Source organism: Sporosarcina pasteurii (assembly GCF_041295575.1).
Taxonomy (GTDB): Bacteria; Bacillota; Bacilli; order Bacillales_A; family Planococcaceae; genus Sporosarcina; species Sporosarcina pasteurii.
In genome coordinates this window covers 2,565,043-2,577,919 of sequence record NZ_CP160452.1, presented here as the reverse complement: position 1 = coordinate 2,577,919, position 12,877 = coordinate 2,565,043, and the positions used below count along the sequence as shown (strand labels likewise).

The following is a 12,877-nucleotide window of genomic DNA, read 5'->3' as shown; positions in this document are numbered from 1 at the left end:
GAGGATTCGCTATGAGTGGTGGAGCAATCGGAATGATGGTCGTTGGAATCCTCGTCATTTGGGGAGGATTAGCCGCAAGTATTGTGAACGCGGTTTCGAAATCAAGGAAAAAATCAGTTTAGCAGATGGTCGATATACAACGCTTTAACAGACTGTAGATGGAGTCCAGTTTGGACTTTCTCTACAGTTTTTTGGTATTTTAATTATTTTAAGTACTTGCCCGATTCATTCGGCGATGAAGGTTGTTTGAATAGTGTAATTGTGATACATTTACGATAGTCAAGATAATAAATAAGTATAATTGCAGCAATGATGTAATACTTCACTAAAGTCTTCAAGAAATGGAGTCGATTGTCTTGTCATGTAGACCTGAACGAGGAAAGAAAACTGAACATTTAAGGAAACCAGATTGGCTTAAGATTAAGTTGAATACAAACGAGAACTATAGAGATTTAAAAAAGTTAATGCGTGAACAAAATCTCAATACAGTTTGTGAAGAGGCTCGATGCCCGAATATTCATGAATGTTGGGGAGAGCGTAGAACAGCTACGTTTATGATTTTAGGTGCAATTTGTACGAGAGCCTGCCGTTTTTGTGCAGTGAATACAGGCCTTCCAAACGAGCTTGATTTAGCCGAACCGGAACGTGTTGCTGATTCCGTACAATTAATGAACTTAAAGCACGTCGTTGTCACAGCGGTTGCACGTGATGATCAGAAGGACGGCGGTGCAGGTGTGTTTGCGGAAACGATCCGGGCAATTCGTCGTAAAAACCCATTTACGACAATTGAAGTGCTTCCATCCGACATGGGTGGGGTATACGAAAACTTAAAAACGTTAATGGATGCGAAACCGGATATCTTAAACCATAATATTGAGACGGTTCGTCGACTCACGAAAAGAGTCCGAGCACGTGCAACTTATGACCGTTCACTCGAATTGCTTAAACGGGCGAAGGAAATGTATCCTGAAATTCCAACAAAGTCTTCTTTAATGCTTGGCCTAGGTGAAACACATGAAGAAATTGTCGGAACAATGGATGACTTACGTGCAAATAACGTTGATATTATGACGATTGGTCAATATTTACAGCCGACCAAAAAACATTTGCCTGTTCAAAAATATTATTCTCCACAAGAATTTGGCGAATTAAGAAAAATTGCGATGTCCAAAGGATTCTCGCATTGTGAAGCAGGACCGCTCGTTCGTTCAAGTTACCATGCCGATGAGCAAGTAAATGCGGCAGCGAAAGAAAAACAACGTCAAGGTGAAGAACAACTTCAAGCAACATTGCAAAGTTGAGTGGTGGTGAAAAGGTATGATAATGCTCGAAAATACAGAGTATGAATTAATTAAAGATTTTCGAGATGGCTTTCAAAAGGACCCATTGCTCGAAAGATTTAGCGAAGTGCTTATAAAATATGATTATATATTGGGAGATTGGGGATATGGTCAATTACGCTTAAAAGGCTTTTTTGACGACCGCAATCCAAAAGCAACTTATGAAACGAAAATCAGCACAGTTGAAGACTATTTATACGAGTACTGTAACTTCGGTTGTGCACATTTTATTTTGAAAAAAGTAAAGAAATAACCACTTTAAAAAACCATGCGAAATGTTTTCTATCGCATGGTTTTTTAGTATGGGACTCCAAGTACTCTGTTAACTTTCTCAATCATCTCTAGTTTATATTACATTAATTGTTGATATGAAGTGGAGGTGGGATAATCCAACCTTTTTCTTTATTCAAACGTAGTAATTTTGCGCCAAATAGTGCTCTTTCAACATGATATTTACCAAACATCATGGCAATATCTTCTCTTAGACATTGACCCATTACCATACTGCAAGAAACAAGTCCCTGTCCTACGTTAATCGATACAGCACCGCTGATTTCGACATCTGAAAGCCTAGCACCTTCAGGAATGTCATCTGCATTTGCTTTAGGACGACCAGGTAATGAAGGGGGTGGAGTAATACCGTTGTTTTTTAATACTTTTTCCAGTTCCTTGGTTTCAGATTTCATCATCTTTATTGCTTCCTCAAGCAACTTTATAAGGTCAGGATCACTTGCATGATTGACAAACGCTTCGTACCCACTAATTAATCCGTTATTCGCACCGATAAAAGACCAAGTGCCAATGATCTCTCCGTAATGCATTGGTTCTTTTTTAGGATTTCCATCCATAACGCCCATAAAAACACTCCTCATTCTAATGATTTCGATTTCAATTATTATCATGTGCAATTTTTGACACATTATACGATTGAACGAAAAAACAGGGATATTTGAATTTGTTTAGCGTAGTGATTTGTTGAATTTATAGTATTCCCTAATAAGAAATCAGTGAAAGTGTATAGTATTTATTGCAAAACTGTATATTAACATTAAATTTCAGAAAAATATTCCTTATTTATGTTAAGATAAAGACGTGAATATAAAGTAAGGAGGCAACATCATGTATTTTGTTGACCGAAATAAAATTGAAAAAGTACTATGTCACATAGAAGAATTACTTGCCCTCTATCAAAAAGAAGAGAATTGGCACAAAGACTGCATTCATTCGTTAGCGCTTTCAAGACTGAGTCATGATATCATCGAAGGTATTATCGATGTCGGGAACACGATGATTGACGGATTTATTATGCGTGATCCGGGTAGTTATGAAGACATCATTGATATTATGGATGATGAAAAAGTCATAACAGCCGATATGACGGACCGAATAAAAAAAGTGATTGAGCTTAGACAAATGATTGTTCGTGAGTTTATTAGTGTCGATACGAATGTTATTACTTCAACGTTAAATGAAGCTTTTGAAGCTTTGCAATTATTTCCTGAAAAAGTACGTCATTATTTGGAGCATGAGTTAGGACCAGTTTCTGCATTTTTACCAGCTGATGAGGAAGCATAATGAATCATTATAAAGCATATTGTTTTGACTTAGACGGAACTGTGTACCACGGAACAGAACCAGTGCCGGAAGCGGTCGCTTTAATTGAGCAACTTCAACAACAAGGGATAGAGCCGTATTATATTACGAATAATTCGTCGGCAACGCCAGAACAAGTTCAGCAGAAATTAGCAGGATTTGGGATACATACAAAAGCAAAGTATATTGTGACTTCCGCGATTGCGGCGGCGCATTATTGTAAAGAAAACTTTACGGATGCAAAGGTTCAAATGTTTGGTGAAACTGGTCTGCGAGAAGCTTTATTAGCTGAGGGAATTGAATTGGTCACTTCAAATCCAGATATCGTCGTAATGGGAATAGACCGGGAAGTGACTTATGAAAAATTAGCGGATCTCTGTTTAAATATCCGAGCAGGTGCGAAATTTATTGCAACAAATGGCGATAGAGCGATGCCGACAGAAAGAGGGTTACTGCCTGGAACGGGTTCGTTTATTAAACTTGTTGAATATTCAACTGGTGTAACGCCAACGTTTATGGGCAAACCTGAGCCATTTATGTTGAGTTATATTCAGGAGAAGAGTGGGTATAGCAAAGAAGATATGATTTTAATTGGCGACAACTACGATACGGATATACTAGCGGGGATTCGGTATGGTATTGCGACAGCACATGTTGAGGGCGGTGTCACATCGCGCGAAGAAGTGCTGTTAAAGGAAGACCACCCAACGTATTTATTGGAAAATCTAGCAAGCGTTTCGATAGAAAAAGCTTTCCAAGGTTAATAGAAAGCTTGGTCGTCATCGATTGTTTAGCTTAGGTTAATAAACGCTATTTAATTTGCGAATTAACCCGAGCTAAACATGATGATTGCTGTTATAGTAAAAACGATCCAAAGATTCTTAGAAGAGTGGATTATCTTCAATGTATTGGTAAATACGTTCTGTCAGTTCTTGAGGTGTGTCAGCCTTTACCATATCGCCATTCACGAGCGCATAAAGGCTCTCCGCACAAGCTGTGCAGTAACTTAAACAACCATATTCGAGAACATCGAGGTTTGGATCTTTTTCCAATGTTTCTAAAGTTTTATGTGAACCATTTGCGAGATTACTCATGCAAAATTCAACGATTGGATTCACGTAGATCACCTCACTATTAGGAATGCTACTCTTTTTTTGAATCAACGTCAATTTCTGAGCCTCATTGTGAGGCATGTCTCATACTGTTATAATGAATTGGGAAAATAGCGGAAATCGAGGAATGAATAAAGGAGAAGGTCATGAGAAAACTTGTCTTATTAGGTGCAGGGTATGGAAATATGCGAATCATGCTACGTTTGCTTACGAAAGATTTACCAACCGATATTGAAATTACGCTTGTCGATCGAACGCCTTTCCATAGTTTAAAGACGGAATTTTACGCGTTGGCGGCTGGAACTGTGTCAGATACAGTTGTACGTGTGCCATTACCGGAACATAAGCAATTAAAGTTTGTAGAAGGGGAAGTTACTGAAATTTCACCTGATAAAAAGTGTGTTTATTTGGAAGACGGACAACAGCTTGAATATGACGAACTCGTAATTGGTTTAGGCTGCCGTGATAATTATCATGATGTACCAGGTGCTGAAGAACATACATATAGCATTCAAACAATCGGAAAATCACGCACGACATATGAAAAGTTACTCGGACTTGGAGGCGGCGCAACGGTTGGGATTATCGGAGCTGGCTTAAGCGGAATTGAACTGGCAAGTGAACTGCGGGAGAGTAGACCTGATTTAACGATTAAGTTATTTGATAGAAGTCCACGTATTTTAGGAGATTTTCCAGAACGTTTAAGTAACTATGTACAAGGTTGGTTTGACGAACATAATGTAGAAGTCGTCGCAGAATCCAATATTACAAGAGTGGAAGCGGGGGTATTGTATAACCATGAAGAGACCATTCCAGTAGATGCCGTTGTTTGGACTGCAGGTATTCGTCCAGTCACTGTCGTTCAAAATATCGAGACAGAAAAAGGGAACTCTGGTCGTCTTGTGTTAAATAAATACCACCAACTTCCTAAATACAATGATGTGTATGTCGTAGGAGATTGCGCAGATTTACCATATGCACCAAGTGCACAAGTTGCGGAAGAACAAGGGGAACAAATTGTTAAGGTTCTACGCCACGTATGGAATGAAGAACCACTTCCTGAAAAAATGCCTGAAATAAAATTAAAAGGTTTCTTAGGTTCGCTAGGGAAAAAGCAAGGCTTTGCCTATTTGGCAGATCGCACAGTGACAGGCAGAATTGCAAGACTATTAAAATCAGGTGTCCTTTGGTTGTATAAAAGACATAATGGATGAAATAAAAAATACTCCGATGACTTTGTCATTCGGAGTATTTTTACCAATGTTTGTCACTTATTCTCAGCTACATACCCAAGCTTCTCAAGTGAAGCAAAAACAGGTTTTAATTGAATATGACCTTCGCCAATCATTTCTTCGTTAATCATAACAAGTGGGTAAAAGTATTCGTCATTTTGAATTTGTTCAGCAATTTCTTCATGGCGTTCATTCGAGAGCGTTGAATCAATATCAATATACTCGATTATAAAAGATTGATTAGGATAATTTCGACTTATTGCAGCTTGTAACCACTCAAAAGTATCTTTTGAAGAAGGTGCATTTACACAGCTTGCACAAACAACATCTGCGCCAAAAATTTCAATGATTGCATTCTTTTTTACCAAGAAAATTTCCCCCTTAACATATTCTTAATTGGATTTTTTTCGCTTTCCAGTTTATAATTATTATTATAAGGAAAGGAGCCGAAAATAAATGTCAAACACAACAATGATGGAATCAGTTCAAGAAGTACTAAATAAATTACGCCCATTTCTTCTACGTGATGGCGGTGACTGTGAACTTGTAGATATTGAAGATGGTATTGTTAAACTACGCCTACTAGGTGCATGTGGAACATGTCCAAGTTCAACAATCACACTAAAAGCCGGTATCGAACGTGCATTACTAGAAGAAGTTCCAGGCGTTGTTGAAGTAGAGCAAGTATTCTAATCAATTTACACTAACGATTGCTTCATTTGAAAAAAGGGCTCAATAAGGCTCTTTTTTCATTATTCTCTACTTTTATTGTACAGGAATTAGATTAGAAAAGTGAGTTAATTTCACTTATTTCTATTAAACATCTTTTTTAATAATCTCTACCTTACGTAAATTTGGTTGCATATCATTTGTTTGAGTTGGTATACTGAAAATAAAAATTGGGATGGTGAATGCGAATGACTCAATTAGTAGAACTATCTGAAGCCGCTGCATTCCATGTGAAAAAAATGATGGAGCATAATGGTGAGGAAGGTTCCTATCTACGCGTTGCGATAAACGGTGGAGGCTGTAGTGGGCTCACATACGGTTTAGGATTTGAAACAGAACTAACTGAGAAGGATCAATTGTTGGAGCAACATGGCATCGAAATGATTGTTGCAACAGATGATATTGATATTTTAAATGGAACGAAAATTGATTACAAAGAATCACTTATGGGTGGCGGTTTTACAATTGATAATCCGAATGCCATTCTGTCCTGTGGATGCGGTACATCATTTAGAACCGCTAAGAATACAGGCGCACCATCAGATTGCTAAGAGAAACTCCCTTCTTTTCAAAGTAAGAAGGGAGTTTCTTTGTATGTCCATATATCAGTATATTCGAAGCATTCCCATTTCAGCTAAAGTATTGAAAACCTTACATAAAAGGGCTACTATTAGGTAGAGGGAGCTATCGAAACTGAAAGAGACCAAAAGTATGATAGTGAGAAAGAGAGTAGTAGAGTCCTGCTTTAGTTCTCACGATTTCTTGTGTTCAAGTTAAAATAAAAATAAAGGTGGTTCGATCTTCGTGAAGAGACCAACAATTTTAGTTTTAGGTGCTGGATACGGCGGTTTATCTACTGTTGTGAGATTGCAGAAGCAACTCGGATCAGATCAGGCAGATATTGTTCTTATTAATAAAAATGAGTATCATTACGAATCAACATGGTTGCATGAAGCGTCAGCGGGTACATTAACGCCTGAGCAAGTGCGTTATGATATTAGTAAAGTCATTGATGCGCAAAAAGTTACATTTATCCAAGCAACCGTTGAAGGCATCGATATAAAAGAAAAACTTGTCACATCAAGTGTGGGAACGCATACATATGATTACTTAGTGATCGCACTTGGCTTTGAAGGCGAAACATTTGGAATACCAGGACTTGACAAATATGCATTATCTATTGCGAACGTAAAAGCAGCTCGCTACATTCGAGAACATATGGAGCATCAGTTTGCTACATGGTCAGTTGAAAAAGAAAAGGATGACAGCCGTCTAACAATCGTCGTTGGCGGAGCAGGGTTTACAGGTATCGAATTCCTTGGGGAACTTGGTAATCGTGTACCTGAAATGTGTGAAGAATTTGATGTGCCATTTGAAAAAGTACGCATCCTTTGTGTAGAAGCAGCGCCAATGGTATTACCAGGATTTGATGAAGAATTAGTCAATTACGCTGTTAGTCAACTAGAATCAAAAGGGATTGAATTTTCAATTGGTACGCCAGTCGTTGAAGCAACTCCAGAAGGCGTAAAGATTAAAAAAGGTGAAGACGAATTTGAATTCATCAAAGCAGGAACAGTCGTCTGGGCTGCAGGTGTACGCGGGAACCGTCTAATTGAAGAGACAGGTATCGAGAATATGCGTGCACGCGTAAAAGTTGATAAAGATTTACGTGCACCAGGACACGACGATGTATTTATCGTTGGAGACTGTGCACTGATGATAAACGAAGAAATAAACCGTCCGTATCCACCGACAGCACAAATTGCAATGCAGCAAGGAGATACTTGTGCGGATAATATTGTTGCTCTTCTGAAAGGTGAGCCAACTACTGAGTTCGTTCCGGATTTAAAAGGAAGTGTTTGCTCATTAGGAAGCGATGATGCAATCGGTGTCGTATTTGGTAAAAAATTGACGGGCAAAAAGGCATCGTTCATGAAAAAAATGGTCGATAACCGTGCCCTATATATGATTGGCGGCGTTGGTTTAACATTGAAAAAAGGGAAATTCGACGTTCTATAATCATGAATCGCGATCAAAAAGCACCTGTACGTCATTATATGTGACGACAGGTGCTTTTTAAATAAAAAAGGAGGCTATGATTTGGCTAGCAGTAAGAGAGGTAATGTCTGGCTAGGCGCATCTGGACTCGTTATCAATTCTAATGGTGAATGGTTAGTCGTCAAGAAAAGATACAGTGCGCTAAAAGGCATGTGGTCCTTTCCAGCCGGTTTTGTGGACGCAGGCGAAACTGTCGACATGGCTGCAATCCGAGAAGTGAAGGAAGAAACGGGCATCGATTGTCGGATAGAAGGATTAATAGGCTTTCGCACCGGCGTTATTCAAGGGGAAATTAGCGATAATATGGCGATATTTTTACTAAGTGCATTAGATGAAAAACAGCAGCTTATTCCACAGTTAGAAGAAATATCGGAAGTCGCGTGGAGAAGTCCATTTGCGTTAAAAGAAGATCGATATACTTCGATTATGCTGAAGGAAATGGCTGAAACGATTATTGAAAAAGGTTTGCCAGAAATTGTGGATATTAATCCTGGGGATAGATTCGGATATACGACATACAAATTGTTCTTTGATAAATAAAGAAAAGTCCATATTCGACAAATTGTTGAACCAGGGACATTTCATTGAAAGCTTTCATTAATTCATGTAAAATTATGTAGGAAAATGGGGGTTATGAGAGAATGGTAGATCGATTAACTTTAGCAAATATCGCAGCACCCGTGGCGAAAATTACATTACCTCAAGCTGTATTATCAGTCCTTCTTTTTATGGTCATATTTTTTGGTATTGGCTTTTTATTAAATATGTTGTTAAGAATGACTTGGTTGATGGCGATTGTTTATCCAATCATTGTGATTCTTATTATTGACGACGTAAAGTTTTATCAGTACATAACAAAACCAGTCTATGCTTTTAAAGCGCTTGGCAATAAATTAATATCACTTTCTACAGGAGATATTGTTATCCTGGCGGGCGGTTTCGCTGGAGCCATTATTGCAGGAATCGTTATGAAAGCATTGCGCAAGGCAGGGTATCAGATGTTCTAAAAAACATGGTGTACTTAAGCGGATTCGCTTGAATACACCATGTTTTTTATATCCCGCCAAGAGCCATCAAATGATAAACGTGTAAATAACAACGGAAATCATAATACCTAAAAGAGCGCCTACCAACACTTCACTTGGCTTATGTCCAAGTAACGTTTTTAATTCTTGGATTTTCTGTTCCTCGTCTTTTTGCTGCCAACCTTTTGCTTCCTGTACAAAAGTTTGGAAATCAATTCGCATTTTATTAATAATCACTGCTTGTTGTCCGGCTTGATAACGAATGCCCGTTGCATCAAACATCACTATGACTGCAAAAATTGCGGAGACAGCGAAGAGTGGAGAAGCAAGTCCGCTTTCATATGCAATAGCAGTTGTTAATGAAGTTACGGCAGCTGAATGGGAACTTGGCATGCTACCTGTTGACGTCATTAATTTCCAGTCAAGTTTACCAGTTAGGAAATAGGTGATCGGTATTTTGATAAACTGAGCAAGAAGAATGCCTAATAATGCCGCAAGGAGCGGGATGTTTTGAAAAATAGCCAATGAAAATCCACTCCTTTTGAATAAAATAGTAGTGTCAGTATACCATAATCTAATCCATTCAAAAACTGATTATACATATATAATGCAAATTAATAAAAATAACTGAAAATATGCTATATAATAAGAAATGGATATTAAAGAGGAGGAAGTTTTATATAATGAATTTTCTAAGTAGAGAACAATTTAGCGAAGTAACAGAAGACGTGCTCATTATCGGGGTTCCTGAGCATCCTGAAAATATAGACGGTTGGGAAGCGTTTACTGATTTTTATCATCCACGGCTACAAGAGTGGGTGAAAAATGGAGATGTGCATACGAATAAAAACAAAATCGTTACAATGCCAGCATTTGAAAATCATTCTTTTAAACGCGTTTTATTTATTGGAATAGGTGCGAAAAGATCACTGACAGAAAATGGATTGAGAAAAGCATTTGCAACAATTGGAAAAGAGCTTTTAAAAATAAAAGCATCATCAGTTGCTATTTGGACGGCGCCATTTACAAACGAAAATCTTGTTTGTGATGATGTTGTATTTGCTGCAATGGAAGGACTAGGGCTTGGCGGCTATCAGTTTGAAGATTTCAAAACAAGTTCAAATGCACAAGATGTTACGCTGGAGACTATTTCATTTATTTCTTCTGCCGATGCAGATGAACTAAAAGCGGCATTTGAAGTTGGAAAAGTAAATGCTTATGCCGTCAATGAAGCACGTACACTTGTCAATATGCCGCCGAATTTATTAACGGCAACTGAAATGGCAAATTATGCACGGAAGTTAGCAGAAAAATATGACTTTGAAATTGAAGTGCTTGGTAAGAAAGAAATGGAAGAACAAGGAATGGGTGCAATTCTAGCGGTCAATAAAGGATCAGTAGAAGAACCGCAACTGATTGTATTGAAATATACAGGAACTGATCAATGGGAAGATGTTGTAGGACTTGTTGGAAAAGGCATTACTTATGATACTGGCGGTTATTCATTGAAACCTCGTGATGGTATGGTAGGTATGAAAGGTGATATGGGCGGTGCTGCTGCAGTTCTTGGCGCAATGACGATTATCGGAGAAACGCGTCCTGCTAAAAATGTAATTGCAGTCATTGCATCGACAGACAATATGGTGTCGGGCGAGGCATTTAAACCAGATGATGTCATTACTTCATTAAGCGGAAAAACAATTGAAGTCCTGAACACGGATGCAGAAGGTCGTTTAGTCCTGGCGGATGCGGTGACCTATGCGAAGCAGTCCGGTGCTGATTATTTAGTTGATGTTGCAACGCTAACGGGCGGCGTTATTATCGCACTTGGGAATGATAAGACAGGTGCACTTACAAACGATGAAGCATTTTTTGAAGAGTTTATGCACGCTGCAACAGAAACAGGAGAATTTGTATGGCGTCTTCCATTAACTGAAAGTGATAAAAAGCGTATTCGAAAAAGTAATGTAGCGGATTTAAATAATTCACCGGGCCGTGATGGTCATATGATTTTCGGTGGCGGATTTGTTGGCGAATTTGCAGAAGATACACCTTGGATTCATTTGGATATTGCCGGTACTTCAGACGCGAGTACTGCCCATGATTTAGGTCCAAAAGGCGCTACTGGTGTCATGGTTCGTACGCTTGCTACGCTAATTGAACGGATGGCTGTTGGCATTGAAAAGGACGAATCATAGAACGAATAGGCAAATGTCCTCTTTCGTATAAACCCATATGAATAGGATAAGTGGGAAGGAGGAGGTAACTTGCCTAGAAGTTATCATGGTCATCGTGGTGGTTATCGCGGTGGCAGCTACGGAGATAACGTATTCGGTTTCGGAGGATTTGGCGGTCCATTCTTAGGGGGGCTTGCGGGTGGTTTGTTAGGTAGCGTATTATTCCCAGGTGTATTTGGTGGCTACGGCGGCTACGGTGGTTACGGTGGCTATCCCGTATACGGGGCATATCCGTATGGATTCCAGTACCCATATGGTTATTACCCATATCAATATTACCGGCCTTACTAAAAGTGAAGGGCTTTTCCATCTATTGTGATTGGAAAGCCCTTTTTTAAGTGCAGGTGATCAATGTATTGAATGTACTGTTTAAGTCTGCAATATAAAAAAGCAGGTAGCGAAAAAAATGTTCTTCGCTACCTGCCTAATGATTAAATTAGTTGATTTGTTTTTCCTTCTTCGCACGTTCTACAACTTCTGCTAAGTCATCTCCGACAGTTAATTCAGTCGGTTTTACGCCTGAAAAATAAGCGGCTCGACTCATTAAATGACCACCAATGGGGGCGGTAATGAATAAGAAAAGAATTCCGAGTAAAATTCTAACGCTGAAGTACCCTTCATTTAACCAAAAGTGAAAAAAAGTTCCCACTAAAATACTTAGGACACCAAGTGTAGCGCTTTTAGAAGCAGCGTGTGCACGCGTGTAAACATCGGGTAGACGTAAGACACCGATCACGGTAACGACCGTGAAAAGGAGCCCTACGACGATTGTTAAGACAATAAGTGTATTAGCGATTACGGTCATGTTCGATAATCTTTCCTTTCTCAATAAATTTCGAGAAACTAACAGTCCCGATAAACGACAACACAGCAAGCAGTAAAATTACATCTAGAAAAAATCCCGTGTCGAATAACAAAGACAATAAGGCGGTTGCTGAAATAAACATGACGCCAATCGCATCTAGGGCAATAAGTCGATCCGGAGTCGAGGGACCACGAAAAATTCCGTATAGCATGCCCACCATCGAAACAATGACAATCATTAATGCAATCCAAATAAATGTCATCATGGACGACTCACCTCCTTAATCGCCTTTTCGAATGTATTTTTAATAGAATCGATGGCGTCTTGCACATCGTCTGCGTCAATCGCATGTACATATAAAGTCTTTTGATCGTCTGAGACATGCACAACGACTGTTCCTGGCGTTAATGTAATTAAACTAGAAAGTAAAGTGATTTCCCAATCACGTTTTAACTCAGTTGGTAACGCGAATATTCTTGGTTGAATGTTTAGTTTAGGTCTGAGTACCACACGTAACACGTCGATATTGGAAAGTGTTAATTCGCGAATAAATAACAGTGTAAGCTTGAACGCTGCCCAGAGCCATTCAAAATACAAACTTTCAGTAAAGAATCTCCGCATCATTATTAATAAAATGAGCCCAATTATATAACCGATGACGAATGTCGTAACCGTCATCGAAGAACTTAAAAACATCCATACAACAGCGATGAAAAAGTTCAACAATATTTGGAAGGCCATCGTCA

Annotated in this window: 20 protein-coding genes; 13 read left to right on the top strand and 7 right to left on the bottom strand. The window is 38.9% G+C overall.

All coding sequences use genetic code 11. From position 1 onward, the window contains the following. Window positions 1-11 precede the first annotated feature (11 nt). From AB1H92_RS12365 to AB1H92_RS12355, 3 genes are all read left to right on the top strand, one after another. A complete protein-coding gene (locus tag AB1H92_RS12365) occupies window positions 12-122 on the top strand; it encodes a methionine/alanine import family NSS transporter small subunit (RefSeq protein ID WP_115362709.1) in 111 nt (36 codons plus the stop codon). Window positions 123-341: 219 nt separating this feature from the next. Further along, window positions 342-1,301, top strand: a complete 960-nt coding sequence (lipA, locus tag AB1H92_RS12360; protein ID WP_115362707.1) for a lipoyl synthase — start codon at window positions 342-344, stop codon at window positions 1,299-1,301. A 16-nt stretch (window positions 1,302-1,317) separates the two neighbouring features. Beyond that, window positions 1,318-1,593: a YutD family protein gene (locus AB1H92_RS12355; RefSeq protein WP_115362705.1), complete on the top strand. Its 276-nt coding sequence runs from the start codon at window positions 1,318-1,320 to the stop codon at window positions 1,591-1,593. A 103-nt stretch (window positions 1,594-1,696) separates the two neighbouring features. Here the strand turns inward: AB1H92_RS12355 and AB1H92_RS12350 are convergent, their stop codons facing one another. Then, on the bottom strand, window positions 1,697-2,197 hold the full coding sequence (locus tag AB1H92_RS12350; RefSeq protein ID WP_115362703.1) for a DUF3231 family protein: 501 nt from the start codon (window positions 2,195-2,197) through the stop codon (window positions 1,697-1,699). 262 nt (window positions 2,198-2,459) lie between these two features. Between AB1H92_RS12350 and AB1H92_RS12345 the strand changes: the two genes are divergently transcribed. Together AB1H92_RS12345 and AB1H92_RS12340 are read left to right on the top strand one after the other, a co-directional pair. After that, complete coding sequence (locus AB1H92_RS12345) at window positions 2,460-2,915, top strand: DUF86 domain-containing protein (RefSeq protein ID WP_115362701.1); 456 nt, start codon at window positions 2,460-2,462, stop codon at window positions 2,913-2,915. Then, the gene (locus AB1H92_RS12340) at window positions 2,915-3,697 is read left to right on the top strand and encodes a TIGR01457 family HAD-type hydrolase (protein ID WP_115362699.1); all 783 of its coding nucleotides are present in this window, start codon (window positions 2,915-2,917) and stop codon (window positions 3,695-3,697) included. The genes AB1H92_RS12345 and AB1H92_RS12340 overlap by 1 nt, the downstream gene beginning before the upstream one ends. Before the next feature lie 117 nt (window positions 3,698-3,814). Here the strand turns inward: AB1H92_RS12340 and AB1H92_RS12335 are convergent, their stop codons facing one another. After that, entirely contained in the window at window positions 3,815-4,051 is a 237-nt protein-coding gene (locus AB1H92_RS12335) for a YuzB family protein (RefSeq protein ID WP_115364152.1), read from the bottom strand. Between the two features lie 140 nt (window positions 4,052-4,191). Between AB1H92_RS12335 and AB1H92_RS12330 the strand changes: the two genes are divergently transcribed. Beyond that, window positions 4,192-5,259 (top strand): NAD(P)/FAD-dependent oxidoreductase, encoded by a 1,068-nt coding sequence (locus AB1H92_RS12330; RefSeq protein ID WP_115362697.1) that lies wholly within the window; start codon window positions 4,192-4,194, stop codon window positions 5,257-5,259. 53 nt (window positions 5,260-5,312) lie between these two features. Here the strand turns inward: AB1H92_RS12330 and AB1H92_RS12325 are convergent, their stop codons facing one another. Continuing rightward, complete coding sequence (locus AB1H92_RS12325; protein ID WP_115362695.1) at window positions 5,313-5,645, bottom strand: YuzD family protein; 333 nt, start codon at window positions 5,643-5,645, stop codon at window positions 5,313-5,315. An 88-nt stretch (window positions 5,646-5,733) separates the two neighbouring features. Here AB1H92_RS12325 and AB1H92_RS12320 point away from each other — a divergent pair, with 88 nt between their 5' ends. The 5 genes from AB1H92_RS12320 (at window position 5,734) to AB1H92_RS12300 (ending at window position 9,071) form a co-directional block, all read left to right on the top strand. Continuing rightward, window positions 5,734-5,970, top strand: coding sequence for a NifU family protein (locus tag AB1H92_RS12320; RefSeq protein ID WP_075527111.1), 237 nt, complete (start codon window positions 5,734-5,736; stop codon window positions 5,968-5,970). A gap of 224 nt (window positions 5,971-6,194) precedes the next feature. After that, the gene (locus AB1H92_RS12315; protein WP_115362693.1) at window positions 6,195-6,557 is read left to right on the top strand and encodes an iron-sulfur cluster assembly accessory protein; all 363 of its coding nucleotides are present in this window, start codon (window positions 6,195-6,197) and stop codon (window positions 6,555-6,557) included. A 253-nt stretch (window positions 6,558-6,810) separates the two neighbouring features. Beyond that, entirely contained in the window at window positions 6,811-8,025 is a 1,215-nt protein-coding gene (locus AB1H92_RS12310; RefSeq protein ID WP_115362691.1) for an NAD(P)/FAD-dependent oxidoreductase, read from the top strand. 81 nt (window positions 8,026-8,106) lie between these two features. Next, on the top strand, window positions 8,107-8,604 hold the full coding sequence (locus AB1H92_RS12305; RefSeq protein WP_115362689.1) for an NUDIX domain-containing protein: 498 nt from the start codon (window positions 8,107-8,109) through the stop codon (window positions 8,602-8,604). A 101-nt stretch (window positions 8,605-8,705) separates the two neighbouring features. Continuing rightward, the gene (locus tag AB1H92_RS12300; RefSeq protein ID WP_115362687.1) at window positions 8,706-9,071 is read left to right on the top strand and encodes a YuiB family protein; all 366 of its coding nucleotides are present in this window, start codon (window positions 8,706-8,708) and stop codon (window positions 9,069-9,071) included. 66 nt (window positions 9,072-9,137) lie between these two features. Here AB1H92_RS12300 and AB1H92_RS12295 read toward each other — a convergent pair whose 3' ends face one another. Then, window positions 9,138-9,614 carry a divergent PAP2 family protein gene (locus AB1H92_RS12295; RefSeq protein ID WP_115362685.1) on the bottom strand — a complete coding sequence of 159 codons (477 nt, stop codon included), beginning with the start codon at window positions 9,612-9,614 and terminating at the stop codon, window positions 9,138-9,140. Between the two features lie 158 nt (window positions 9,615-9,772). Between AB1H92_RS12295 and AB1H92_RS12290 the strand changes: the two genes are divergently transcribed. After that, window positions 9,773-11,287 (top strand): leucyl aminopeptidase, encoded by a 1,515-nt coding sequence (locus AB1H92_RS12290; protein ID WP_115362683.1) that lies wholly within the window; start codon window positions 9,773-9,775, stop codon window positions 11,285-11,287. Between the two features lie 69 nt (window positions 11,288-11,356). Beyond that, the gene (locus AB1H92_RS12285) at window positions 11,357-11,617 is read left to right on the top strand and encodes a hypothetical protein (protein ID WP_115362681.1); all 261 of its coding nucleotides are present in this window, start codon (window positions 11,357-11,359) and stop codon (window positions 11,615-11,617) included. Between the two features lie 145 nt (window positions 11,618-11,762). On the opposite strand, the gene mnhG is transcribed toward AB1H92_RS12285, so the two are convergent. The 3 genes from mnhG to AB1H92_RS12270 are packed head-to-tail and all read right to left on the bottom strand — an operon-like array spanning window position 11,763 to window position 12,872. Then, entirely contained in the window at window positions 11,763-12,131 is a 369-nt protein-coding gene (gene mnhG / locus AB1H92_RS12280; protein ID WP_115362679.1) for a monovalent cation/H(+) antiporter subunit G, read from the bottom strand. Beyond that, window positions 12,115-12,396 carry a Na(+)/H(+) antiporter subunit F1 gene (locus tag AB1H92_RS12275; protein ID WP_115362677.1) on the bottom strand — a complete coding sequence of 94 codons (282 nt, stop codon included), beginning with the start codon at window positions 12,394-12,396 and terminating at the stop codon, window positions 12,115-12,117. The genes mnhG and AB1H92_RS12275 overlap by 17 nt, the downstream gene beginning before the upstream one ends. Then, window positions 12,393-12,872 (bottom strand): Na+/H+ antiporter subunit E, encoded by a 480-nt coding sequence (locus AB1H92_RS12270; protein WP_115362675.1) that lies wholly within the window; start codon window positions 12,870-12,872, stop codon window positions 12,393-12,395. Before AB1H92_RS12270 ends, AB1H92_RS12275 begins: the two co-directional genes overlap by 4 nt. Window positions 12,873-12,877 lie beyond the last annotated feature (5 nt).

Bases quoted from the DNA above. Each gene is read 5' to 3' on its own strand.
- AB1H92_RS12365 (WP_115362709.1), top strand. From the start codon at position 12: ATGAGTGGTGGAGCAATCGGAATGATGGTCGTTGGAATCCTCGTCATT.
- lipA (WP_115362707.1), top strand. From the start codon at position 342: ATGGAGTCGATTGTCTTGTCATGTAGACCTGAACGAGGAAAGAAAACT.
- AB1H92_RS12355 (WP_115362705.1), top strand. From the start codon at position 1,318: ATGATAATGCTCGAAAATACAGAGTATGAATTAATTAAAGATTTTCGA.
- AB1H92_RS12350 (WP_115362703.1), bottom strand. From the start codon at position 2,197: ATGGGCGTTATGGATGGAAATCCTAAAAAAGAACCAATGCATTACGGA.
- AB1H92_RS12345 (WP_115362701.1), top strand. From the start codon at position 2,460: ATGTATTTTGTTGACCGAAATAAAATTGAAAAAGTACTATGTCACATA.
- AB1H92_RS12340 (WP_115362699.1), top strand. From the start codon at position 2,915: ATGAATCATTATAAAGCATATTGTTTTGACTTAGACGGAACTGTGTAC.
- AB1H92_RS12330 (WP_115362697.1), top strand. From the start codon at position 4,192: ATGAGAAAACTTGTCTTATTAGGTGCAGGGTATGGAAATATGCGAATC.
- AB1H92_RS12320 (WP_075527111.1), top strand. From the start codon at position 5,734: ATGTCAAACACAACAATGATGGAATCAGTTCAAGAAGTACTAAATAAA.
- AB1H92_RS12315 (WP_115362693.1), top strand. From the start codon at position 6,195: ATGACTCAATTAGTAGAACTATCTGAAGCCGCTGCATTCCATGTGAAA.
- AB1H92_RS12300 (WP_115362687.1), top strand. From the start codon at position 8,706: ATGGTAGATCGATTAACTTTAGCAAATATCGCAGCACCCGTGGCGAAA.
- AB1H92_RS12290 (WP_115362683.1), top strand. From the start codon at position 9,773: ATGAATTTTCTAAGTAGAGAACAATTTAGCGAAGTAACAGAAGACGTG.
- mnhG (WP_115362679.1), bottom strand. From the start codon at position 12,131: ATGACCGTAATCGCTAATACACTTATTGTCTTAACAATCGTCGTAGGG.
- AB1H92_RS12275 (WP_115362677.1), bottom strand. From the start codon at position 12,396: ATGATGACATTTATTTGGATTGCATTAATGATTGTCATTGTTTCGATG.
- AB1H92_RS12270 (WP_115362675.1), bottom strand. From the start codon at position 12,872: ATGGCCTTCCAAATATTGTTGAACTTTTTCATCGCTGTTGTATGGATG.